15 protein-coding genes are annotated in these 21559 nt (G+C 72.9%); 3 read left to right on the top strand and 12 right to left on the bottom strand.

Annotation, left to right across the window (positions count from 1 at the left end):
* Nucleotides 1-176: 176 nt before the first annotated feature.
* The 6 genes from BN4251_RS03310 to BN4251_RS03285 all read right to left on the bottom strand — a co-directional run bounded on the left by BN4251_RS03310 (nt 177) and on the right by BN4251_RS03285 (nt 12043).
* Nucleotides 177-2690, bottom strand: coding sequence for an aminoglycoside phosphotransferase family protein (locus BN4251_RS03310; protein ID WP_087483731.1), 2514 nt, complete (start codon nt 2688-2690; stop codon nt 177-179).
* The gene (locus tag BN4251_RS03305) at nt 2690-4621 is read right to left on the bottom strand and encodes an ABC transporter ATP-binding protein (RefSeq protein WP_170931811.1); all 1932 of its coding nucleotides are present in this window, start codon (nt 4619-4621) and stop codon (nt 2690-2692) included. Before BN4251_RS03305 ends, BN4251_RS03310 begins: the two co-directional genes overlap by 1 nt.
* Nucleotides 4621-5808 (bottom strand): glycosyltransferase family 4 protein, encoded by a 1188-nt coding sequence (locus BN4251_RS03300; RefSeq protein WP_087483730.1) that lies wholly within the window; start codon nt 5806-5808, stop codon nt 4621-4623. The genes BN4251_RS03305 and BN4251_RS03300 overlap by 1 nt, the downstream gene beginning before the upstream one ends.
* The gene (locus tag BN4251_RS03295; RefSeq protein ID WP_087483729.1) at nt 5805-7190 is read right to left on the bottom strand and encodes a glycosyltransferase; all 1386 of its coding nucleotides are present in this window, start codon (nt 7188-7190) and stop codon (nt 5805-5807) included. Before BN4251_RS03295 ends, BN4251_RS03300 begins: the two co-directional genes overlap by 4 nt.
* On the bottom strand, nt 7180-8406 hold the full coding sequence (locus tag BN4251_RS03290; RefSeq protein WP_087483728.1) for a glycosyltransferase family protein: 1227 nt from the start codon (nt 8404-8406) through the stop codon (nt 7180-7182). The genes BN4251_RS03295 and BN4251_RS03290 overlap by 11 nt, the downstream gene beginning before the upstream one ends.
* Nucleotides 8407-9265: 859 nt before the next feature.
* Entirely contained in the window at nt 9266-12043 is a 2778-nt protein-coding gene (locus BN4251_RS03285; RefSeq protein ID WP_087483727.1) for an ABC transporter ATP-binding protein, read from the bottom strand.
* Between the two features lie 359 nt (nt 12044-12402).
* Between BN4251_RS03285 and BN4251_RS03280 the strand changes: the two genes are divergently transcribed.
* A complete protein-coding gene (locus tag BN4251_RS03280; RefSeq protein WP_087483726.1) occupies nt 12403-13119 on the top strand; it encodes a DsbA family oxidoreductase in 717 nt (238 codons plus the stop codon).
* Nucleotides 13116-13352, top strand: a complete 237-nt coding sequence (locus BN4251_RS03275; protein WP_087483725.1) for a hypothetical protein — start codon at nt 13116-13118, stop codon at nt 13350-13352. The genes BN4251_RS03280 and BN4251_RS03275 overlap by 4 nt, the downstream gene beginning before the upstream one ends.
* Before the next feature lie 120 nt (nt 13353-13472).
* On the opposite strand, the gene BN4251_RS03270 is transcribed toward BN4251_RS03275, so the two are convergent.
* From BN4251_RS03270 to glpX, 4 genes are all read right to left on the bottom strand, one after another.
* Nucleotides 13473-14414, bottom strand: coding sequence for a VOC family protein (locus tag BN4251_RS03270; protein WP_087483724.1), 942 nt, complete (start codon nt 14412-14414; stop codon nt 13473-13475).
* 436 nt (nt 14415-14850) lie between these two features.
* The gene (locus BN4251_RS03265; protein ID WP_245810173.1) at nt 14851-16155 is read right to left on the bottom strand and encodes a M20 family metallopeptidase; all 1305 of its coding nucleotides are present in this window, start codon (nt 16153-16155) and stop codon (nt 14851-14853) included.
* Between the two features lie 167 nt (nt 16156-16322).
* Nucleotides 16323-17042, bottom strand: a complete 720-nt coding sequence (locus tag BN4251_RS03260) for an NUDIX hydrolase (protein ID WP_087483723.1) — start codon at nt 17040-17042, stop codon at nt 16323-16325.
* 81 nt (nt 17043-17123) lie between these two features.
* A complete protein-coding gene (gene glpX, locus BN4251_RS03255) occupies nt 17124-18110 on the bottom strand; it encodes a class II fructose-bisphosphatase (RefSeq protein WP_087483898.1) in 987 nt (328 codons plus the stop codon).
* A 235-nt stretch (nt 18111-18345) separates the two neighbouring features.
* On the opposite strand from glpX, the gene BN4251_RS03250 reads away from it, so the two are divergent.
* On the top strand, nt 18346-19281 hold the full coding sequence (locus tag BN4251_RS03250; RefSeq protein WP_087483722.1) for an aldo/keto reductase: 936 nt from the start codon (nt 18346-18348) through the stop codon (nt 19279-19281).
* Nucleotides 19282-19361: 80 nt separating this feature from the next.
* Here BN4251_RS03250 and BN4251_RS18420 read toward each other — a convergent pair whose 3' ends face one another.
* Together BN4251_RS18420 and BN4251_RS03240 are read right to left on the bottom strand one after the other, a co-directional pair.
* Nucleotides 19362-19490 carry a putative transporter small subunit gene (locus tag BN4251_RS18420; protein WP_087483721.1) on the bottom strand — a complete coding sequence of 43 codons (129 nt, stop codon included), beginning with the start codon at nt 19488-19490 and terminating at the stop codon, nt 19362-19364.
* Between the two features lie 61 nt (nt 19491-19551).
* Complete coding sequence (locus tag BN4251_RS03240) at nt 19552-21282, bottom strand: sodium:solute symporter family protein (protein WP_087483720.1); 1731 nt, start codon at nt 21280-21282, stop codon at nt 19552-19554.
* Nucleotides 21283-21559: the final 277 nt, after the last annotated feature.

Genomic DNA, 21559 nt, shown 5'->3' with positions numbered 1-21559 from the left:
GCAGTACAGGCGAAACTGGGCCGGGGCGGGAGTGAGGGAGCGGCTTTGTGGACGGACCGTGGTCGGGGAGGAGAGGTCCGGGTGCTCAGACCCCGGTCCGGGGTCGCCGAGTACGGGACCGGTGGTCGAGTACGGGACGAGGGGCGATGACTACGGAGATATCGGCATACGCCTCGTCATGGCGCCAGTACTCGACCGTCCCTCCCGCCCACCGTGCCGTCCACACCGGACACGCAGACCTCACCGGCCACGCAGGCCTCACCGGCCCCGCCAGGACGCCCGGCCCCGCCGGCCGTGCCGTCCGCAGCGGAGGTGCCGGTGGGGTCAAGGGTCGCGGCGAAGGCGTGGGCCGCACCGCGCCAACGGGGCCGGAAGGCGTACACGCAGGCAAGGCGGGCGATGGTCCCGCTCTCGTAGGCGGCGAGGGTCTCGGGGCGGATCCCGCCGAGGGCCGCGACGCGGTCCACCTCCTCGCGCACCACCGCGGCCTGCTCCTCGGTCCAGATCCCCTGCAGCTCCCGCCAGGTGGCATGGGCGCGGAGGTTCGCGGCGTCGAGGGCGGGATCGCCGAGGGTCGCGGTGTCCACGTCCAGCAGCGCGGGTCCTGTCACCGGAGACCACAGGACCTGCTTGTCGTGCAGGTCTCGGTGGATCAGGGCGGGCCGCTCGACCTCGCCGAGGCCGCGCAGAGCCCGGTCGGCGAGGCGGAGCGCGCGCCCGCGCACGGCGGTGCCGGCGGGGTCGACGGCGGCGGCACGGCCCGCCCAGTCCCCGAGCACGGCGAGCTCGGCGGAGGGGCCGTGGAGGTCCGCTATCTCGGCGCCGGCGGGCAGCGCGGCGTTGAGGTCCCGACGGGAGGCGTCCACCGCCTCGGCCCAGGCGCTCAGCGTCTCGCGCCAGGCGCGTCGCCAGGTGCCGTCCTGCACGCTCAGCCCGTCGTGCAGGAGGCGGCCCTCGAGCGCGGCGAAGGTGACGGTGTCCTCGTCGGCGGCGAGCACCTCGGCGGTGCGGAAGGGGCCGTCGAAGGCGCTGGAGCGGTCGATCGCGCGCAGCAGACGCTCGGCGCGGCCGGGGCGGACGATCTTCACGAACCTCTCGCCGCTCGCCCCCGGCTCGCCGTCAGCGGCCGCGTCGATCCGCACCACGGCGCGTTTGCCGGGCCGGTGGGAGACCACGGCGGCGCCCGGGTGCTGGGCGAGCATGCGGGCCAGGCCCGGCAGGCGCGGATCGGTGCCGGACTCGAGCACGGTGACCTCGCCGGTGGCGGGGTCGAGGCGGGCCGCGCGCAGTCGCTGCCCGGCGCTCTCGGCGCCGGGGTCGGTGAGCTCGAGGGGCAGGCCGCGGCCGTCGTCCGCCCAGGCACGGCCCACGGTGAGCAGGCGTCCTGCATGCTCGACCGTGGCGGGGACCAGCGGGATCTGCGCGCCGCGGCGCACCTCGACGGCATCCGGGGCGGGCAGGGGCAGGCGGCCGGGCCGCTCGAGCACGATCTCGGCGAGCGCGAGGCGGCGGGCGACCTTCTCGGGCCAGTCCGCGCTGTAGCGGCGCATAGGGTCCAGGGCGGAGGAGAGCAGGGCGCGGGCGGTCCAGGCGGCGAGCTCGGTGCGCGGCGGCAGGTCGAGGTGGCGGGCGTAGCCGCGCAGGAAGGCGGTGGCCTGCTCCTCCACGCCGGCGAGCAGGCAGGAGGCGATCCAGGTACCGAGGTCGGCGCCGCGCGGCCCCAGTCCCGAGCGGTCCAGGTCCACCACGCGCAGCGGCAGGTGGCCCTCGCCGGGCACGGCGGTCTCGTCGACGGAGACGAGCACCTGGTCGGGTGAGAGGTCTCCGTGGATCAGCACCCGGTCACCGCCCGTCTCGAGCATCTCGCGCAGTCGCTGCGAGAGCCGCTCGATGCGGTGCGCGCTGGCGGGGAGAAGGTCGGCGACGGCCCGGCTGGTCACCGGGATCAGCTCGCCCACTCGCGCCTCGGGCAGGTCGCGGCCGGTGACGTCGGCCGCGTGGAGGCGGGCTATGATCCCGCCGAGCCGGGTCGCAGCGGGCATGGACAGGGGGTGGTGCGCGAGCCGGGCGAGGTCGCCGTGGCCCCACTGCTCCCCGATCAGCACGCCGGGGCGATCGCGCCAGCGGCGCTGAGGGACGGTGGGCAGGCCCAGCTCGCGCCAGCAGCCCTCCACCCTCAGCAGGTCGTCCAGGGGCTGCGCGGAGACCCGCAGCACCTCGCGGCTGCCGGGCAGCAGCAGCACGGCGTGGCGGGCGGGGTTGTAGCTGAGCACCCGCAGCGGGGCGCCGCGCAGGCGCCCGAGCAGGCGGTGGATCTCGCGGCCCAGCTGCGGATCGGAGTCCAGGCCGCCGCTGAGCAGGTACGGGCCCTCGGGTGCGATCGTGTGCTCGTCGATCCGCACGCCGCTGCGGGCGGCGCGTCGCAGCGCGTTCTCGCGCTTGTCGGCGGAGGCGACCAGCTGGGCCCAGCCGACGTCGGCGACCGCGCGGCCGGCGCCGTCGGGCCCGTGCTCACGCGCGGGGGCGCGGTGGGAGACCAGCACCGAGGCGCCGGGCTTGATCCGCACCCGGTCCAGGTGGACGTCCCTGCCGAGCAGGGCGGACAGCTGCTGGGCCTCCAGCACGGCGCCGGCGCCCGGCAGGCGGGCGTGGTCGTGGAGGAGCTGCAGGGCGGTGGGGGTCGTCTCCATCACCGGACCTCCTGGTCGAGGGGCTGCGGGGTGTCGTCGTCCTGCTCTGCGGCGCGCTGCTCGATGATCCAGCGCGAGTAGCGGGAGTCGGGATCGGCGGCGAGCTCGGCGGGGCTGCCGTCCTCGAGGATCTGGCCGTCCTCGAGCCACAGCACCCGGTCCAGGCCCGCCACGGTGGTGGCGTCGTGGGTGATCGAGATGGTGGTGCGGGCGCGGGCGAGCTCGCTGAGGGACTCGTTGACCTGGGCCTTCGCCGAGGGGTCGAGGCCGGTGGTGGCCTCGTCGAGCACGACCACGGGGGCGCGGCGGATCATCGCGCGGGCGATCGCGATCCGTTGGCGCTGCCCGCCCGAGAGGGTGTCGCCGCGGTTGCCGAGCACGGTGTCGTAGCCCTCGGGCAGGCCCATGATGAAGTCGTGCGCGCCGGCGCGGCGGGCGGCCTCCTCGATCTCGGCGTCGGAGGCGTCGCGCCGGCCGAAGCGGATGTTGTCCCGCACCGATTCGGTGAACAGCACCGATTCCTGGGGCAGGATCGCGACGTGGCGGCGCAGGTCGTCGAGGCTCACCGAGCGGGTGTCGTACCCGCCGATTCGGATCCGTCCCTGCTGCGGCTCGTTCAGGCGCAGCAGGTAGGACACGAGCGTGGACTTGCCGCCGCCGGAGGGGCCGAGGATGCCCAGGTGCTGACCGGCGGGGATCCGCAGCGACAGGTCCTGGAACAGGGGGCGGCCGTGGCCGTCAGGCGAGGTGATGCCGCAGAACTCGACGGTGCCGCGCACCTTCCGCATCGGCACCGGCGACTCGGGGCCGCGGATCTCGATCTCCTCATCGAGGAGGTCGGCGATGCGCTCCCCGGAGGCGGAGGCGCGGGCGATGCGGCCGGTGTACTTGGCCATGTCGCGCAGCGGCTTCATCGAGATCTTCAGGTAGGTCAGGAACAGCACCATGTCGCCGGGGGTCATCGCGCCGCGCAGCACCTGGAGGCTGCCCGCGACCAGCACGGCGCCCTGGGCGATGCCCACGAGCACGTCGGTGGCGCGCTCGAGGCCGGCGGCGAGCTTCTTGGCCTTCACCCCGGCCTTCATGGCGCGCTCGTTGCCGCCGGCGAACTCGTGGGCGACAGTCTTCTCGAGGCCGTAGGACTGGACCACGCGGATCGCGCCGAGCGCCTCGGCGGCCGCGCCCACGAGGGAGCCCTCGCCCTTGCGGGTGGAGCGGGAGGCGCGCACGATCTTCGGCGAGGAGCGGCGTGAGAGGAGCAGGTAGACCAGTCCCGTGGCGATCACGATCGCGGAGAGGATCGGGTCCAGGATCACCATCACCACCAGCAGCACCGAGAGGGTGATGAGGTTGCCGATCAGCGGCAGCCCGGCGGTGACGGCGACGTCCTGCAGCCGGCCCACGTCGCCCACCAGGCGCTGGGAGGTGTCGCCGATCGAGGCGCGCGAGTGGTAACGCAGCGAGAGCGCCTGGACGTGGTCGAACACGCGGGTGCGCAGCTCGGTGGCGATGCGCGCACCGACCTTCGCGAAGGATACGGTGGCCAGGTAGTTCGAGCCGGCGCGGCCCGCGATGATCACCGCGAGGCCGAGCGCCGCCGCGATCACGGTCTGCTCGATGTTCAGCCCGAAGGGCGAGGCGTCGGCGGGGAGGTCCGCGCCGAGCGCCGAGGTCACGGCGTCCACCGCGTACTTCAGCGGCCACGGCTCGAGCACCCGGAAGGCGACGTCGAGCAGCAGCCCCACCATCCCCACCAGGCACAGCAGCAGGTGGCGGGGCAGGTGCGGGCGCGCCACCTGGAGGGTGCGGCGCAGGGCCGACGGGTCCAGGCGCTCCTTCTTCGGCACGGCGGAGGTGCCGACGAGCCGGCGCAGCAGCGAGGGGCGGTCGGTGTCGGAGGAGGTGCCGGTGCGGGACGTGCCGACGGCCATCAGGTCAGCACCTCCGCCGGTTCCTCCAGACGCTGCAGCAGCTCGCGGCAGCGGATCCGCCAGTCGTGCTCGCGCACGGCGGCCTCGCGGGCGGCCGCGCCGAGGCGGGCGCGGTGGGCGGTGTCCGCGGCGAGTTCGTCGAGCGAGCGCGCGAGGTCCACCACGTCCCCGGGCGCGACCAGCACGCCGAGCTGCCCGTCCTCGAGCAGCGCGGGGATGGTGCCGATCCGGGAGGCGATGGTGGGCAGGCCCGCGGCGAGGTACTCGTACACCTTCAGCGGGGAGAAGTAGTGCTCGCCGGCCGGGTAGGGGGCGGCGGCGATGTCGATCTCGTGCAGCACGGCGGGCACCTGCTCGGGCGCGACGGCGCCGCGGAAGCGGACCCGTTGCGCGATGCCGAGCTCGGCGGCGAGCTGCTCGAGCTCCTCCTGCTGCGGGCCGGTGCCGCAGATGTCCAGGCGCAGGTTCTCCCGGGTACGGGCCAGCGCACGCAGCAGCAGGTCGGTGCCGTGCCAGGGCTTCAGGGTGCCCACAAAGCCGACGGTCACGGGCGCCTCCGGGCCTGGAGCGGTCACGGGCCTGCGGCCGGGGGTGATGCGGCGGGGGTTCACGCCGTTGGGGGTGACGACCACGTGGGCGGGGTCGGCGCCCTCGTCGAGCACCCATTCGGCCACGGCCCGGCTCACGCAGGAGACGAGGCTCGCGCCGTGCAGCTGGCGGAGGGTCGCGGCGAGGGCCGCTGATTCGTCGATCAGGCTGCGGTGTTGGCGCTGCTCGGCGATCAGCGGCGCGTTGACCTCGAGGATCGAGGGGATCGGCGAAAACGGGGTGGTCCCGTCGGCCGCCCCCTGCGGGACGGACAGGCGTGCGGAGACATCGGCGAACAGGGAGTACCGCTCGTAGACGAGGTCGAAGCCGCCGCGCGCGATCTCGTCGGCGATCTCCCGGGAGGCCGCGGCGACGGCCTGCTCGCGCTCGCCCGCGTCGAGCCCGCGCGGCAGGCGGTGGCGGCGCACGTCGAGGTCGGCGAGGTCGGCGGGGACGGCGTCGTCGGTGCGCACGCAGAACACGGTCACGTCGTGCCCGTCGGCCCGCAGTGCGCGGATGACCTCCTGGACGTGCACGGAGGCGCCCTTGGTGCCGAACACGCCGATGCCGGGGTCCAGCAGTGCGTAGGCGATCCTCATGAGCGGCTCCTTCCGGTGGGGGCGGTGGCGACGCCGGCCGACGGGGATGCCGCCGGCGAGAGCGTCGGCGCGGAGGGGCGCCGGCCCTTGGGGGCCTGGCCCGTGACGGCCTGTGCCGCATCGAGGTCGGCGAGTGCGATCGGCTCGGTGAGGATGTTGCGGTGGGCGGAGCGCTCGGCGAGCGCACGCAGGGCTCGGGCCTGGCCGCGGGAGTCGTAGTGCGCGGCGACCAGCTCGCGGGCCGCGGTGGTGCGGGCGAGACGGTCGGTGGCGGGGTCGAGCGCCTCGCGCACGGCGTCGATCAGGGCGGGGGTGTCGCCGGTGGGGACCAGCCAGCCGGTGGTGCCGTCGATGATCACCTCGCCGACGGCGGTGACCGCGGCGGCCACGCACGGGATGCCGGTGGCCATCGCCTCGAGCAGCACGGTGGGCAGGCCGTCGGCGTTGCCGTCGGCCCCGATCACGAAGGGGGCGACGAACAGATCCGCCTGCGTGAGCAGGCCGCGCACCTCCTCCTGCGTGCGGGGGCCCAGCAGGCGCACGTGCTCGGTGAGCCCGAGCTGCTGGATGCGGGCGGCGAGGTCCTCGCGCAGGGGTCCGTCGCCGATGATGTCGGCGTGCACCTCGCGGCCCTCGGCGCGCAGCGCGTGGACGGTGTCGATGAGCTGGTCGAAGCCCTTCTTCTCGACCAGGCGGCCCACGCCGAGCAGGCGCGGCACCTCGCCGATCTCGGCGTGGCCGCGGAAGGGGAAGCGCTCGAGCTCGAGCCCGTTGCGCACCAGCTCGAGACGGGCCGTGGTGGTGGCGCCGAAGCGCTCGACCAGGTGGTGGCGGTTGTACTCGCTGATGGTGACGGCGTGGTCGGCGTCGCGCAGCTTGCGGGCCAGGTCCGCATCCTCCACGTCGCGGTGGAAGATGTCCTTGGCGTGCGCGGTGAAGGAGTAGGGCAGGCCGGTCACGAGCGCGGCGAGGCGCGCCACGGTGGTGGCCATCGAGGCGAAGTGGGCGTGGAGGTGGGTGACGCCGTGCTCGCGGGCGAGCATCGCCACCTCGAGCGCCTGCTCGGCATCGTCCACGCCGGCGCCCACCAGCTCATCGAGCTGCGCGGACAGGCCGCGGGCCAGGTCCGGGGCGGACATCGCCCTACCCCACACCTCCCACAGGCGGCGCGGGCTCGAGGAGCGGCCCACCTGGATCACGGGGGCCTGCACCCTGGCCAGCTCCGGGTGGAAGCGGGCATCATTCGGCGGGCGCAGCGAGAAGATCACGATCTCCTCCCCCGCCGCCTCGCGGGCGAGGATCTCCGAGACGATGAACGTCTCCGAGAAGCGGGGGTACATCTTCAGCACGTAGCCGATGCGGTGGGGACGGTCAGCCGACATGGCGTGACACCTCCTGGAGAGCGGTGACGGACACGGGGGCGGGGGCGGCGGCGGGCAGGAGCTGCGCGGCGAGGTGGGCGACCACGCCCAGGCCGCCCAGGTCGATGTGGCTGCGGGAGGTGCGGCCGGTGACCGAGCGGGCCCACCAGTCGGTGATCTGCTCGGCGGTGACCTCTCCCGCGTCACGGGTCTCGACGGCACCGAGGGCGGCGAGGGCGCGGGCGCGGCGGGGCTGCTCCTGGCGCCGACGGCTGCGGGGCACCACGAGCGCGGGCGTATCAGTGGCCATGACCTCGGCCATCGTGTTGTACCCGCCCATGCACACCACCGAGGCGGCCTCGGCGATCAGCTCGGGAACATCCGGGGCGCTGCGCACCACACGGGTCGCCTCGCTGGTCGCGGCGGCCAGCTCACGGATCTCGTCGATCTGGTGATCGGGCATCTGGGGGCCGGTGATCAGCAGGTGGCTGTGCCCCCCGGGCAGATGGGAGACCGCGGCGAGACGGGCGAGGTCCGCCCCGTCGGAGCCGCCGCCGAGAACGGTCAGCACGTAAGGGGGCGGCGGCTTGAGGGAGGCGCGGGGCATCGTGGAGACGCGCGCCGCGGGGCGGCCGTGGGCGAGGAACCCGGTGGCAGTGGCCAGGCGGGCCAGCGCCGGGGGCAGCTCGCCGGTCAGGCGGAGGTCGTAGACGCGGTCGTCGCCGTAGATCCACACCTTGTCGAGGTAGGAGGCCACGTGCTCGGCCCCGCCCAGCGCGTCCCATTCCGCGGCGGCGACGCGCGGGGTGTCGAGCACGTCGCGCAGGCCCAACACGGTGGCGGTGCCGCGGGCGCGGAGGTTCGCGAGCACCGGGCGCAGCTCGCCGTCGATGCCGAAGGGGTGGCGATCGGCGATGAACAGGTCCGGGTTCAGCGCGGTGAGGGCCGCGTCGATGGTGGCGCTGCGCAGGTCGCGCAGGGCCTCGGCGTCCATGCCGAGGGTGCGGGGGCCGTAGCCGCCGCGCACGCGGGTCATGCCCGGCAGCACCAGCCAGTCCCAGCCCTCGGGGAGCGGGTCACGGCTGGCATCGGCGTGGCCGGCGATGAGCAGGCCGCCCACGCTGCCACCGGTCAGGGCGGGAAGGTGCTCCGCCAGCGCATAGGCGAGGGCGCGATTGCGCCGCGCGTGGCCCAGACCCACGGAGTCGTGGGAGTACAGCGCGATCGTAGTGTCCATCGGGGCCTCCTGGTCGTTCGGTGACGATCAGAAGGGTGCCAAGTGGCGATGAGGTGGCCATGAGGCGTCGATGAGACGCCTCTCATCGCGGGTAGGGGTGGCTGGGGTGGACCGGGCTGGGGAGGACTGATCGGGGCGCGCCAGGGTGTGCTGATCGGGGCCGGCCTGAGGAGCTGACGAGTGCTGGCGTCCTGGCGACCTCTGCGGAGATATCGGCATACCCATCGCCCATGCACCAGTACCTGACCACCAACAGGCCCCCACGGGCGTGCTGACCGCTCAGTCCAGTGATCGACCCTCAAGCAGCTCACCTGGCAGTCCACGATGACACCTGAGCCCGGCCGTCCCGGTCAGGTCCCCGCTGGCCGAGGCCGTGCCGGGGCTGGCCGAGACCGGGCCGGGCTCGGCGAGGCCGCCGCCGGGCTGGGGCTCAGCGGGGCAAAGGCTGGACCGGGCTCAGCGAAGCCGCAGCCGGGCTGGGCTCAGCAGGGCCGAGACCGGGCCGGACCGATCTGGGCCGGGCAGGTCAGAGGTGCTCACGAGTACTGGCGCTCTGGCGACCTCTGCGGAGATATCGGCATACATATCGCCCATACGCCAGTACTCGACCACCAACAGGCCGCAAAGGTCGCAGAGGCCGCGCGGGACGCAGAAAACGCCCAGGCTGGGCAGGCAATGCTGAACCCGACGAACGCCCAGGCTGAACTTCGGCACCCGCACGCCAGCCCCGGCACCCGCACGCCAGCCCCGGCGCCCGGCGCCCGCACGCCAGCCCCGGCACCCGGCACCCGGCAGCCGGCAGCCCGCGTCACCGCGACCGAACCGGCACGCCGGTCCACGCCGGTCCACCCCGGCCTTCTCAGCCTGCGGTCTCCGCTGCGGTGTGGAGCCAGACGGAGAGCCAGCTGTCGGGATCCTCGGCGAGCTGCGCAGGCGCGGCGTCCTCCGCGAGCACCCCGGACTCGAAGCACAGCACCCTGTCGGCGGCGAGGATCGTCTCGGGCTCCTGGCTGCTGAGCAGCGTGGTGCGGCCGTCGGTCAGCGCCGCGAGCGCCCGCTGGACGAGGTCCCGCTCGGCGGGGGCGAGGTCGGCGTCGGCATCGTCGAGCAGCACCACGGGGGCGTCCCGCAGCAGGGCGCGGGTGATCGCGATGGCACGCCGCTGCCCATCGGTCAGGGCGGCGCCGCGGCGGGACAGGTGGGTGTCGTAGCCGTCGGGGAGCAGGGTGATGAACTCATCGGCTCCGCTGCGGCGTGCGGCCTCGACGATCTCGTCGTCGGTGGCGCCCGGCCGACCCACTCGGATGTTCTCGCGCACGCTCTCGCTGAACAGCGCCGATTCACGCTGCACCACGGCGAGGCCGCGGCGCAGGTCGGCGAGGGAGAGCTCGCGGGTGTCGTAGCGGTCCAGCAGCACGCGGCCGGAGTCGGGCTGGTCGAAGCGCAGCAGGTAGGACAGCAGGGCGGAGGCCTCGTCCCCGTCGCGGCCCACCAGGGCCACGTGCTGGCCAGCGGGGATCACCAGGGACACCCCGTCGAACAGCGGGCCGCGCCGGCCCTGGGCGCTCAGCGCCGAGTACACGACCTCGCCGCGCAGGGCGCCGATCTGCTGGGAGCGGCCGGGCTCGGTGATCGCGGCGCGGTGCTCGAGCAGCTCGCCCACCCGGTCGCCGGCGGCGATGGTGGCACGCAGGCCCACGGAGTGCCGCACCACCTCGCGTGCGAGGAGCACGGCGATCAGCACGGCGGCGACCACCATGGTCAGCTCGCCGGGGGTCATGGTGCCGGCGTTCATCCGCCAGCCGCCCAACAGCAGTGCGGCTCCTACGCCGAGGCCGGTGATCAGCTCGGTGAGGAAGCTGCCCACGGCCGCGCTGCGCCGAGCCGCGGAGCGGGAGCCCCCGGTGCGGGCGCCGAGCTCACCGAGGCTCTGCGCGGCGCGCTCCTCGAGGCCGTAGGACTGGATGGTGCGGGTGGCGGAGAGCAGCTCGTCGGCAGTCTCGGCCAGCAGCAGCTCGTCCGCAGCGGCGGCGGCCTCGCGACGGCGCTGGTGGGCGAGCGCGGCGCGGGCCGCCAGCGCCGTGAGCGCGGCGGTGACCAGCACTATCGCGGCGGCGAGCGGCTCGATCACGAGCAGCATGATCAGCAGCGAGGCGAGCGCAAGCAGCCCGGTCACGATCCGCGGGCCGGTGTGGGAGACCAGGTCGCGCAGGCGGGCGACGTCCTCGATGAGCGGGGAGGCGCTGCGGCCGAGGTCGTCGATGTCGCGGCCGGGGCTGAGGCGGTGGAGGTGGTTCAGGAGCCTGCCGCGCAGGTCGGTCGCCACCCTAGCGCCCATGCGGTTCAGAGCGGAGACGGACAGAGCACGGAACCCGGCCTGGGCCGCGACCAGGACGGCGAGCGCTCCGGCGGCGAGGAACAGGGCGGTGCTCGGGTCGGCGCCGATGCCGTCGGGCGCGGTGGATCCCGCACCGGCGGCGGCGAGCGCGGCATCGATCGAGTACTTCAGCGGGAAGGGCAGCGCGACCAGGGACCACACGCTGAGCACCAGCGCGATCAGGCCCGCGATGAGCGAGCCGCGGTAGGGCGCGAGGTGCGGGAGCACGAGGTCCAGGGCGCCGCTGAGGGTGCCGGCCTTGCGAGGCTCGGCGGCCTCGGCGGAGGTGGTGGGAGCTGCGGAGTCGGTTCCGTCGGTCTCGTCGCTCACGGTGGTCTCGCGGACGGGCGCGACCTGCGGCTGCGCCACCGGCGAGTGCGGAGCCTGCGCAGGGGGAGACTGCGAGTGCGGGGGCTCCTGCGCGTCGGCCTGCGGAGCATCGGCCACCACGGCGTTGTTCGGCATGGTCGGCGACGCCTTCGGCATCGTCTTCAGATCATCGATCGGCACCGGGAACGCCTTGGTGCGGGGCTCGGTGCGAGGGGCGTGCGGCTGCGAGCGCTCGGAGCGGGATGCGGGATCGTCGGCGAGCGGGATCGGCGCGGTGGGCGCAGTCTCCGCCGGTGCCGACGAGTCCTCGGCGAGATCCAGGGGGCTCTGCGCGGCGGCGGCGGTGGGAGAGAACACCGCGGTCTCGTCCGACGGCTGCGCGGGTGCCTGCTCGGAGACGACCTGCCAGCGGTCCCCGGACTCGGGGTCCTCACCGGGCGCGGCGGGCGGAGCCTGGTCGGCGGGCTCGGCGGGTGCAGTGTTCTCGGTGTGCTCCGCGGGTTCGGCGGGCTCGTCGGGTTCGGCCGCCTCGGCGGCCTCCTGGACCCAGACGTCGAAGTCCGACGCGGGGGCCTGCGCACCACCCGACACGTCCTCGTCGGCTGCATCGACGACCTCGTCGGCCGTCGCGTCATCCCTGTCGGCGTCATCCCCGTCGGCCGCAGTGGCGCCCTCGGGCGCCTGCGCGGAGCCGCCGTCGGCCGATTCCTGGACCTCCATCACCTCGAAGCGGGCCGGTGCGTCCGACTGCTCGGGCTGGTCGGCGGAGTCCCGGCCGCCCCAGGCATCGCGCGGGATCTCATCCGACCACGCGGGCGGCCCGGTGCGGCGCTTGGGCGATCCGACCTCGATCCACGCGGGCTCGGCGCCGGCCGCGACGTTCTCGGCGGCGTCCTCGACGGGGGTCTCGGGGGTGGCTCTCGAGGTCATGCGCTCTGCTCCTCCTGGCGTTGCGGGCCGACCCTGCGCGGCGCGGCGAGGGCGGCGCCCGGGCGTTCGGCCGGGTGGCTCGTGATGATCATGGCGGTCCTGGACGTCGAGAGGGCGGGGCGGGGTCCGGCGCCGGGCGCGGCCGCCACGAGGTGGCAGCGCTCCAGTCTGGCACCGTTCCTTACGGGTCCATCATCCCCTGTGCAGGTGAACTGCCGGTGAGACGACGATGAGGACTTCCTCAGCCTGCGCCGTGAGCGGAAACCGCCCGGTGCGCCACCCCTCGCGACCGCTCCGCAGTACAGTTTTCAATGATACCGGTGGGAGCCACCGGGCCCCGCCGACCGACGGAGAGCACGATGACCCAGACCCCGGGCCACCGGGCCGCCCCGAGCGATCCCACCACGCCCCTGATCACCGTCGACGTGTGGACCGACGTGGTGTGCCCCTGGTGCTACATCGGCGAGTCCCGCCTGCTGGACGCGATCGAGGCGGAGGGCCTGACCGGCCAGGTGCATCTGCGCGCCCACTCCTTCGAGCTGGACCCCACCTCCCCCACCGACAGCGTGAAGGACAACGTCACCCATCTCGTCGAAGCGAAGGGGATGGACGAGGCGAAGGTGCGCGAGATGGAGTCGCAGATCCAGCAGATGGCGCAGGAGATGGGGCGCGAGTACGTGACCGGGCGTCCGATGGCGAACACCCGCGGTGTGCACCGGGTGATGCAGGCCGTGGGTGAGGCGCAGGGCGTCGACGCGGCCACGGACTTCTTCCTCGTCCTGCAGCGCGGCTACTTCACCGGTGCCCTCGACCCCTTCGACGCGGAGGTGGTGATCGCCCGGGCCGTCGAGGCCGGGCTCGAGGAGTCAGTGGCTCGCGCCGCTCACGCCGGTGACACCCACGACGCACAGGTGGACGAGGACGTGCGCGAGGCCGCCGCCCTGGGCGCTCGCGGGGTGCCGTTCTTCCTGTTCAACGACAAGTACACCGCGCCCGGCGCGCTGCCCGCTGAGGCGTTCCGCCAGGCGCTGCGGCAGATCGCCGAGGAGGCGCGGGCCGAGCGGGAGCAGGCATGAGCGGCGAGCGGCACGGCGCGGCCGACGGGGCCGTCAAGTCCGGGGCGCACACGGACAGCGCCGCGGCGCGCAGCACCGCAGCGGCCGACGGCACGGCGACGAACGCGACCTCGGATGCACCGGCGAGCACGGCGCAGACAGACTCCCCCGCCCCGCTGACGTCTCTCACCTCCCTGCTGGGCGGCTCCTTCGAGGGCGGCGCGACCTGCGGGCCGGACGGCGTCTGCGATTGAATCGCGTCTGAGCGACGGCGGTGCCGCGGCCTGACTGCCGGCGCCGCAGCCTCCCGCCGATGCACGAGCCCGGGCGCACCATGACGGTGCGCCCGGGCTCGTGCCGTGCGAGGTGCGTGCTCAGCGGGTGAGCAGCTCCTCGGTGCTGGTGCCGGGCAGGCTGAAGGTGACCGGGGTGCCCCACGGGTCCTTCACGGAGACGGAGCGACCGTCGTCGGCGAAGCTCAGCCCGGCCATGCGCAGACGTCCGGTGAGCGCGTCCAGATCCTCGCGCGCGGGCAGGCTGATGGCGACGTCCGCGAGACCCAGGCCGGCGGCGCGCGGGCCCGCGCCGCGGCTGTTCCAGGTGTTCATCGCGACGTGGTGGTGGTAGCCGCCGGCCGCGGCGAAGAGGGCACCGGGATGGTTGCCGACGGTGACCTCGAAGCCGAGGGTGTCGATGTAGAACTGGCGGGCGACGTCCACGTCACCGACCTGCAGGTGGACGTGGCCGACGATCCCGGGACGGAGGCCCGGATCGGCCTGGACCTCCTCGGTGAGGTGCTCGCCGAGGTAGCGGTTCGGGTCGATGAACGTGGTGTCCATGGCGACCTCGCCGTTGGTCCACTGCCACTGGTCGCGGGGGCGGTCCCAGTACAGCTCGATGCCGTTGCCCTCGGGGTCGGTGAAGTAGAAGGCCTCCGAGACGAGGTGGTCGCCGGTGCCCGCGAAGCGGGAGCGGGGGTCCTCGGCGGCGCGCAGCACGGTGCCGGCGAGCGAGGCCTGGTCCTCGAAGAGGAAGGCGGTGTGGAAGAGGCCGGCCTGGCCGGGGTCCACGGCGGGCAGACCGGGGGTTGCGACCAGCCGCACGAAGGGGACGCCGCCGCGACCGAGCACGCGGTGGATCTCGCCACTGGTGCGCGCCTTCTCCTCGATCGGGGTGAGGGCGAAGGCGTTCTCATAGTAGGAGCTCATCAGCTCGAGGTCGCCGACCCGCAGGGTGACGGCGTCCATCGCGAGATCGGCCGACAGGTGCTGGTCGCCGACGGCGGACGGGCCGGGCACGGTGAGAGGAGAGGTCATGGCGATCCTTTCGCGAAGCGTCTGATGGCACCACCCTCCCCCATGTTGATAGAAAGTTCAACCATTAGGGTCTGTGGGGTGGCTCATGGGGCGGCGCGCTGTGCGTGACGGCTACTGGTGCCCAGCGTCACGCTCTGCCGATATCGGCAGAGCACGTCGTATGACACCAGTACTCGTCGGCGGCCAGCCGTTCCCGCCCCGCGCCGAACCGCGCGGGTCCACGGGCACAGGGCGGCGGACCGAGCCCGCCGCCCTGTTTCCGAGTCCGCTCTCCCCTGCCGACCCGGGTCCCGCGGGCCTCGACTCCCGTTCCCGGGAGGAGGCGCAGAGCCCACGATAGGTATGCGCAGGCCCGCGCCGGCGGGACCCAGGTCCCGCCTCGGCCTGGTGGTGGCGGCATTTCGACCGGGCGCCGCCCGGACTGCTCGTCAGAGGCTCAGGCCCTCTCCCCCGTCGGCCCGCCCATCGCCTGCGCGAGCTGCGCGGCGCGGTCCAGGATCGCGGCGCGGGACTCCGCCGTGGCGGCGACCTCGCGGATCACCCAGGCCATCGCGATCGCGGCATCGTCCATCAGGCGGTAGCCCTGCTCGGATCCCGCATGGGTGGCGAACTCGCGGGTGTGCAGCGCGCCGCCGGCGCCGGTGATGCCGACGAAGGGGTGCAGGCCGGGCACCCGCTGGGTCACGTTGCCCATGTCGGTCGAGGCGGCCATGACGCCGAGGGAGCCGTTCAGCGGCCTGCCCAGGCGCTGCATCGCCGCGTTCCAGGCCGCGCCGAGCACCTCGTCCTGGCGCAGCGGCTCGTAGACGGGCTCGGTCTGCTCGATCGCGAGCGACGCACCGGTCGCGACGGCCCCGCCCTCGAGGCAGGCGAACAGCGCATCGCGCAGCTGCTCGAACTCGGGCATCGTCAGCGCCCGGCACTCGAGGTCGATCACGGCGGTCTCGGGGACGATGTTGGTGACCCCGCTCTGCTGCGGGACGAGGGCCAGGCGCTGGCCGTCCTTGATCCGTTGGCGCAGCAGACCGGCCGCGACCTGCGCGATCACCGCGGCGTCGTTGGCGTTGATGCCGTCGGTGGGGTTGGCGGCGGCGTGGGCGCCGCGCCCGGTGTAGGTCGCGCGCCAGCGGCCGACGGCCTGGCTGGTCGAGCCGAGCACGTCATAGGTGTCGGTGTGCGGGGTGGGGTGGGTCATCAGCGACAGGTGGATCCCGTCGAAGATGCCCCGCTCGATGAGGAGCTGCTTGCCTCCGCCGTGCTCCTCAGCGGGGGTGCCGATGACCTGGAGCGTCAGATCCAGCTCGTCCACCGCGCCGGCCAGCGCGAGGGCCGCGCCGAGGGAGGCGCCGGCGATGAGGTTGTGCCCGCAGCCGTGGCCGACCCCGGGCAGCGCGTCGTACTCGACGCACAGCGAGGCCACCAGGGAGCCGGTGCCGAGCGTGGCACGGAAGGCGGTGGGCAGCTCGGCGATGCCGCGCTCGAGGGTGAACCCGGCCTCCTCGAGCAGGTCGGCGCTGCGGTCGTGGGCGCGGTGCTCCTCGAAGGCCGTCTCGGGGTCGGCGTGGATCGCGCGTGCCACGGCGTGGACCCGGTCGCGGTGCGCGGCATAGGAGACCACGACGGGATCTGCGGCGTCGGACGCTGCTGCGGGCGCTGCGGGATCGGACACTGCGGGCTCGGGAGCTCCCACGACGGGAGCTGCGGCGAGGGGGTCCGGGCGGGTGGGGGCGTCATCGGTCACGAGATGATCCTGCCACGGCGCTCCGTGCGAGGGGCCGCGGAAAGGGAACCGCCCAGATGCCCCACCGAGCGTGACAGAAGTGGGCGAATGGACGCCCCATTCCCCCAGTTCTGCAACGCTGGCCGGGGTGATGTGGGGAGGGGCGCCCTGGCCCGGCACGCGCGGACTCAGTCCCCTGCGCGGAGCAGCGGGGGCATGAGGGAGGTGCCCTGGCCGGCGCGGTAGAGGCGGGCGGGGCGGCCGCCGGTGGGGGCGGCGTGGCGGTCGAGCTCCTCGAGGGGGGCGGCGTGGCGGTCGAGCTCCTCGAGGAAGCCCTCGGAGCGGGTGGCCTTGCGGTGGAAGTTGCCGGCGTCGAGGGTGGTGCCCCAGACGCTCTCATACACCCCGCGCAGCTGGGAGACGGTGAACTCCTCGGGCAGGAAGGTCACGGCGAGGGTCGTGTACTCGAGCTTGGAGCGTGCCCGCTCGATCGAGCTGGCGAGCACCTCGGCGTGATCGAAGGCCAGCGGCACGTCGCCGAGGTCCTCGAGCGCCCACCAGCGCGCATCGGCGACGTCGTCGCCGCGGAGGGGGTCGGGGAGGTTCGCGCCGAGCGCCATGAACGACACCGAGACCACGTGGCCGCGGGGGTCGCGGCCGGGAGCGCCGAAGGTGCGCACCTGCTCGAGATGCACGGCCCCGCTGCCGAGGGACGCCTCGTCGGAGAGCACCCGGTAGGCGGCCGCCTCAAGGTCCTCGCCGTGCTGGATGAACCCGCCGGGCAGCGCCCAGGCCCCCCGGTGCGGGTCGTCCTCGCGCTGGATCAGCAGCACGTTCAGCGCCCCGTCCCGGAGAGTCAGGACGGTGAGGTCGACGGCGACGTGGATCTCGGAGGAGGGAGGAGCCATACCGTCAGGGTATGCGCAGTCATTGTCAGGATGACTGCATCTGCAAGGTGACTCACCGGTAGTGACCGGGTGGTCGTCGTGTCAGTCCTCGAGCCAGCGCTGCCACTTCTCCGCGCGGTGCTCGGCCTCGACGATGCGCACGGTGCCGGAGGTCGAGCGCATCACGATCGACTCGGTGAACAGGCGATCGCTGCGGTAGCGCACCCCGCGCAGCAGGTCGCCGTCGGTGATGCCGGTGGCGGCGAAGTAGCAGTTGTCCGAGGTGACGAGGTCGTTCGTGGTCAGCACCCGGTCCAGGTCGTGGCCGGCGTCGAGCGCCTTCTGCCGCTCGGCGTCGTCGATGGGGGCGAGGCGTCCCTGGATCATGCCGCCGGTGGCCTTGACGGCGCAGGCGGCGATGATGCCCTCGGGGGTGCCGCCCTGACCCAGCAGCATGTCCACCCCGGCGCCGCGGGCGGCGGCGATCGCCCCGGCCACGTCGCCGTCCATGATGAACTTGACCCTCGCACCGGCCGCCCGGATCTCATCGACCAGGTTTTCGTGGCGGGGGCGCTCGAGCACGCACACGGTCACCTCGCGTACGGGCTTGTCGAGCGCCTTGGCCACCAGCTTGATGTTCTGCTCGACGGGCAGTCGCAGGTCCACGTACTCCGCGGCCTCGGGCCCCACCACCATCTTGTCCATGTAGAACACGGCAGAGGGGTCGTACATGCTGCCCTTCTCGGCGACCGCGAAGACGGACAGGGCGTTGTTGTAGCCCATCGCGGTCAGTCGGGTGCCGTCGATCGGGTCCACCGCGACATCCACCTCGGGCCCGTTGCCGTCGCCCACGGACTCGCCGTTGAACAGCATCGGCGCCTCGTCCTTCTCACCCTCTCCGATCACCACCGTGCCGTTCATCCGCACCGTGTCCATGAAGGAGCGCATCGCATCGACCGCGGCGCCGTCGGCCCGGTTCTTGTCACCGGCGCCCACCCAGCGTCCCCCGGCGATGGCGGCGGCCTCGGTCACACGGACCAGTTCGAGGGCGAGGTTGCGGTCGGGGGAGGTGGAGGCAGGTGCGGTCATGGAGATCTCCTCGTCGTCGAGTGCTCGGGCGGCGCCGTCGCCCCCGACCCGCAGTCCTGGCGGGCCGAGCGGCACCTGACGTGCTCCTCGGAGCCTACCTGCGGAAGCTCTCGCGGTCACTGCCTCGGCGGGGACGGGTCCGGCCCCTCCCCTGCCCGCGTCGGCGGGCGTAGTCTCGCCCCGGGCCCGCCGACGTCGGCGGCCACCATCGCCGACTCGAAGCCGAGGTCATGCCATGAAGCAGTTCACCATGCCGCACACCGAGATCACCGCGCCCAACGTGGTGCTCGGTCTGATGCGCATCGCCGAGAAGTCCGACGAGGAGATACGCACGCTGGTGCGCACTGCGCGCAATGTGGGCATCGACTTCTTCGATCACGCCGACATCTACGGCGGCACCACCCACCGCTGCGAGGAGCGGTTCGCGCAGGCGATGCAGCTGAGCCCCTCCGAGCGCGAGCAGGTCACGATCCAGTCCAAGGCCGGGATCGTGACGGACGGCCCCTATTTCGACTACTCCTCCGAGCATCTGGTGCGCTCGGTGGAGGGCTCCCTGAAGGCTCTGCAGACGGACCACCTCGACATCCTGCTGCTGCACCGCCCCGATGCGCTGGTCGAGCCGGAGGAGGTGGCCCGTGCCTTCGACGAGCTGCACGCGAGCGGCAAGGTGCGCCACTTCGGCGTCTCCAACCACACCCCACGCCAGATCGAGCTGCTGCAGAAGCATCTGGACCAGCCGATCGTGGCGAACCAGCTGCAGCTGTCGATCACGCACTCGACGTTCATCGCCCAGGGCGTGGCCGCGAACATGCAGGGCACCGAGCAGTCGGTGGTGCGCGACGGCGGCGGGATCCTCGACTTCTGCCGCCTGCACGAGATCACCGTGCAGGCCTGGTCCCCGTTCCAGGCGAGGTTCTTCGACGGGGTGTTCCTGAGCCATCCCGAGTACGCCGAGCTCAATGCCGTGATCGACCGGCTCGCGGCGCAGTACGAGGTGAGCCCGGAGGCGATCGCGACGGCCTGGATCACCCGCCATCCCGCGCAGATGCAGGTGGTGCTCGGCACCACCACCCCGCAGCGCGTCGCTGACTCCGCGGACGGCTCCGAGATCCCGCTGACCCGGGCCGAGTGGTACGAGCTGTTCCGCGCGGCGGGGTGGATCGTGCCCTGAGCCGGTTCGTCACGCACGCATGACAGCGCCCGCCGTCCCGTCTGGTCACGGGGCGGCGGGCGCTGTCATGAGGCGGCGGATCAGATGATCATGCGGCCTTCCTTGCGGGCTGCCTTCGCGTCCTTCAGGAAGCCGCGGGCGATCGTGACCAGGATGCCGAGCACGATCACCGGCCACATCAGCAGATAGGCGGTCAGCAGTGCGGTCATGGCTGTTCTCCTCTCGTGAGGTGGGGTGCGGCGCCCCGGCGGGGCGCCGCGGATGAGCGGGTCAGTTCTTTCGGGCGCGCGCGGCGGCCGCCGCACCCTCGGGGCGCATGGCGTCCTCGTCGGCGGTGAGGGTCTCCTCGTCGAAGTCTCCGGTGACCTTGCGGATCACGGAGAAGTCGAAGTCCTGCGTCGAGCGGAAGCTCAGCAGGTAGCAGACCAGGAAGGAGACCGAGTAGGCCACCAGCGAGCCGGAGAGGGTCTCGTAGTCGCGCAGGAAGCCGAAGCCGAAGGGCAGCGTGGCGAGGGTGGCGACGGCGCCGACGATCACGGCGACCCGCTTGCCGAAGAAGCCGAAGGACATGATGCCCAGCACCACGCCCACGCCGATGATGGCGAGCAGCTCGACCGCCAGCGCCCAGGCGCCGGTGAGCGGGATGAGCGTGAAGCGCACCGGCAGGAACACCGCGAGCGCCGCGACCACGGAGAGGGAGAAGGCGAGGTTGGTGACCTTCTTCCAGTAGAAGGAGGCGATGACCGGGAACACCAGGCAGCCCCACAGCGCGCCCACGAAGACCAGCAGGTCCAGGATGTTGAAGCGGGCGGTGGCGAAGAACAGCGCGAGGCCCGTCGCGACGATCATCGTGATGCGGCCGATCAGCAGCATCAGCTTGGGGTTGACGTTCTTGCGACCCACGGACTGGCCGTAGATGTCCGCCATCACGATCGAGCTGAGCGCCGCGAGGTCGGAGTCCGCGGTCGAGGAGAGCGAGCCGATGATCATGATGAACGCGAGCGCCACCAGCACGACGGGCAGGTAGGTGCCCACCATCTGCGGCATCAGGTTGTTGACGTCGCCGCCCATGGGCTCGATGCCCAGGTACAGCGCCATCACGCCGAGCATGCCGATACCGATCACGGTGCCGCCGTAGCCGACGGTCGCGGTGATGAAGGTGGGCTTGATGAGGTCCTCGCGCACGGCGAAGAGGCGCTGGGCGATGGTCTGGTTGCCGATCGCGTAGGCGAGCACGGCGGCGATGTAGGGGGCGCCCTGGTTCATGAACGCCTCGGAGGAGAAGAAGCTCTCCTGCTGCGGGGTGACGTTGCCGCTGGCCACGCCCTCGGCGAACATCGAGGGGCCGCCGGCCAGGAAGAACACGGCCGGGATGATCACCACGGCGGCGCCGAGCATGGCCATCACCTGCGCGAAGTCGGTGAGCACGGAGGCGCGGAAGCCGGACCACAGGGTGTACAGCAGCACGCCGCCGGCGATGATCAGGATGCCCGCGCCGAAGCTGAGGGGGGAGAGCATCGCGATGATCGCGCCGCCGGCGATGAAGTTCGAGGTCAGGGAGATGACCGAGCCGAGCACGTTGGAGCCGGCGAGCATCAGCTGCGAGGAGCGGCCGTGGCGGGCGTACATCACCTCGGCGAGCGTGTGGGCACGCGGGGCGACCGCGCGGATCCGTTTGCCGAAGGGGTAGATGAACAGGATCATCAGCGCGCCCCAGAGCCCGTAGTGGATGGGGCCGGAGACGCCGTAGGTGTAGCCCGCGGTGACCGAGGCGTACATCGAGGACGCCCAGATCCAGGTGGCGGTCATCGAGGCGGCGGAGACGCCGAAGCCGATGGAGTTGCCGGCGGTCATGTAGTCGTCGGCGTTCTCCTTCTTGCGGGAGATCGCCACCGACATCCATATCGTGCCCCCGTAGAACAGGAGCAGGAGCGCGATCACTCCGACGACCCCGAGCTGGACTATCTCTCCTGAAGAGGGCGGCACTGAACTTCCTTTCATCGCGGCGAACTGTGGCACTTCTGCACTTCGACCGGTCCGTCACCCTGACGTCGCTATGCCCGAGCCGCGGTGAGGCGGCGCGTTGCGCTCAGGGGTGGCACCCCCAGTGGGCCGACCGGCAATCAACCCCCTGGGCGCATGCCGTCCGGTGTCGACTCGGGCGGTTGCTCACCTGCTCCGAGGAGGGGACCGCGACGGCGAGGGGCGGGCTCCGACCCCTCGTCGGGGCGGCGCCGCCAGCACTCTGTGCGCTTGGGGCCGCATAGATACTCGCACA

It is taken from the genome of Brachybacterium massiliense, from assembly GCF_900184245.1.
GTDB lineage: Bacteria > Actinomycetota > Actinomycetes > Actinomycetales > Dermabacteraceae > Brachybacterium > Brachybacterium massiliense.
Note: the sequence above shows the minus strand (reverse complement) of the source record. Positions and strands in the feature narration are given on the sequence as shown.

Coding starts and splice junctions, on each gene's coding strand:
- BN4251_RS03250 (WP_087483722.1), top strand. CDS start 18,346: ATGAAGCAGTTCACCATGCCGCACACCGAGATCACCGCGCCCAACGTG.
- BN4251_RS03270 (WP_087483724.1), bottom strand. CDS start 14,414: ATGACCTCTCCTCTCACCGTGCCCGGCCCGTCCGCCGTCGGCGACCAG.
- BN4251_RS03310 (WP_087483731.1), bottom strand. CDS start 2,690: ATGGAGACGACCCCCACCGCCCTGCAGCTCCTCCACGACCACGCCCGC.
- BN4251_RS03305 (WP_170931811.1), bottom strand. CDS start 4,621: ATGGCCGTCGGCACGTCCCGCACCGGCACCTCCTCCGACACCGACCGC.
- BN4251_RS03260 (WP_087483723.1), bottom strand. CDS start 17,042: ATGGCTCCTCCCTCCTCCGAGATCCACGTCGCCGTCGACCTCACCGTC.
- BN4251_RS18420 (WP_087483721.1), bottom strand. CDS start 19,490: ATGACCGCACTGCTGACCGCCTATCTGCTGATGTGGCCGGTGATCGTG.
- BN4251_RS03285 (WP_087483727.1), bottom strand. CDS start 12,043: ATGACCTCGAGAGCCACCCCCGAGACCCCCGTCGAGGACGCCGCCGAG.
- BN4251_RS03295 (WP_087483729.1), bottom strand. CDS start 7,190: ATGTCGGCTGACCGTCCCCACCGCATCGGCTACGTGCTGAAGATGTAC.
- BN4251_RS03290 (WP_087483728.1), bottom strand. CDS start 8,406: ATGGACACTACGATCGCGCTGTACTCCCACGACTCCGTGGGTCTGGGC.
- glpX (WP_087483898.1), bottom strand. CDS start 18,110: ATGACCGCACCTGCCTCCACCTCCCCCGACCGCAACCTCGCCCTCGAA.
- BN4251_RS03275 (WP_087483725.1), top strand. CDS start 13,116: ATGAGCGGCGAGCGGCACGGCGCGGCCGACGGGGCCGTCAAGTCCGGG.
- BN4251_RS03240 (WP_087483720.1), bottom strand. CDS start 21,282: ATGAAAGGAAGTTCAGTGCCGCCCTCTTCAGGAGAGATAGTCCAGCTC.
- BN4251_RS03300 (WP_087483730.1), bottom strand. CDS start 5,808: ATGAGGATCGCCTACGCACTGCTGGACCCCGGCATCGGCGTGTTCGGC.
- BN4251_RS03280 (WP_087483726.1), top strand. CDS start 12,403: ATGACCCAGACCCCGGGCCACCGGGCCGCCCCGAGCGATCCCACCACG.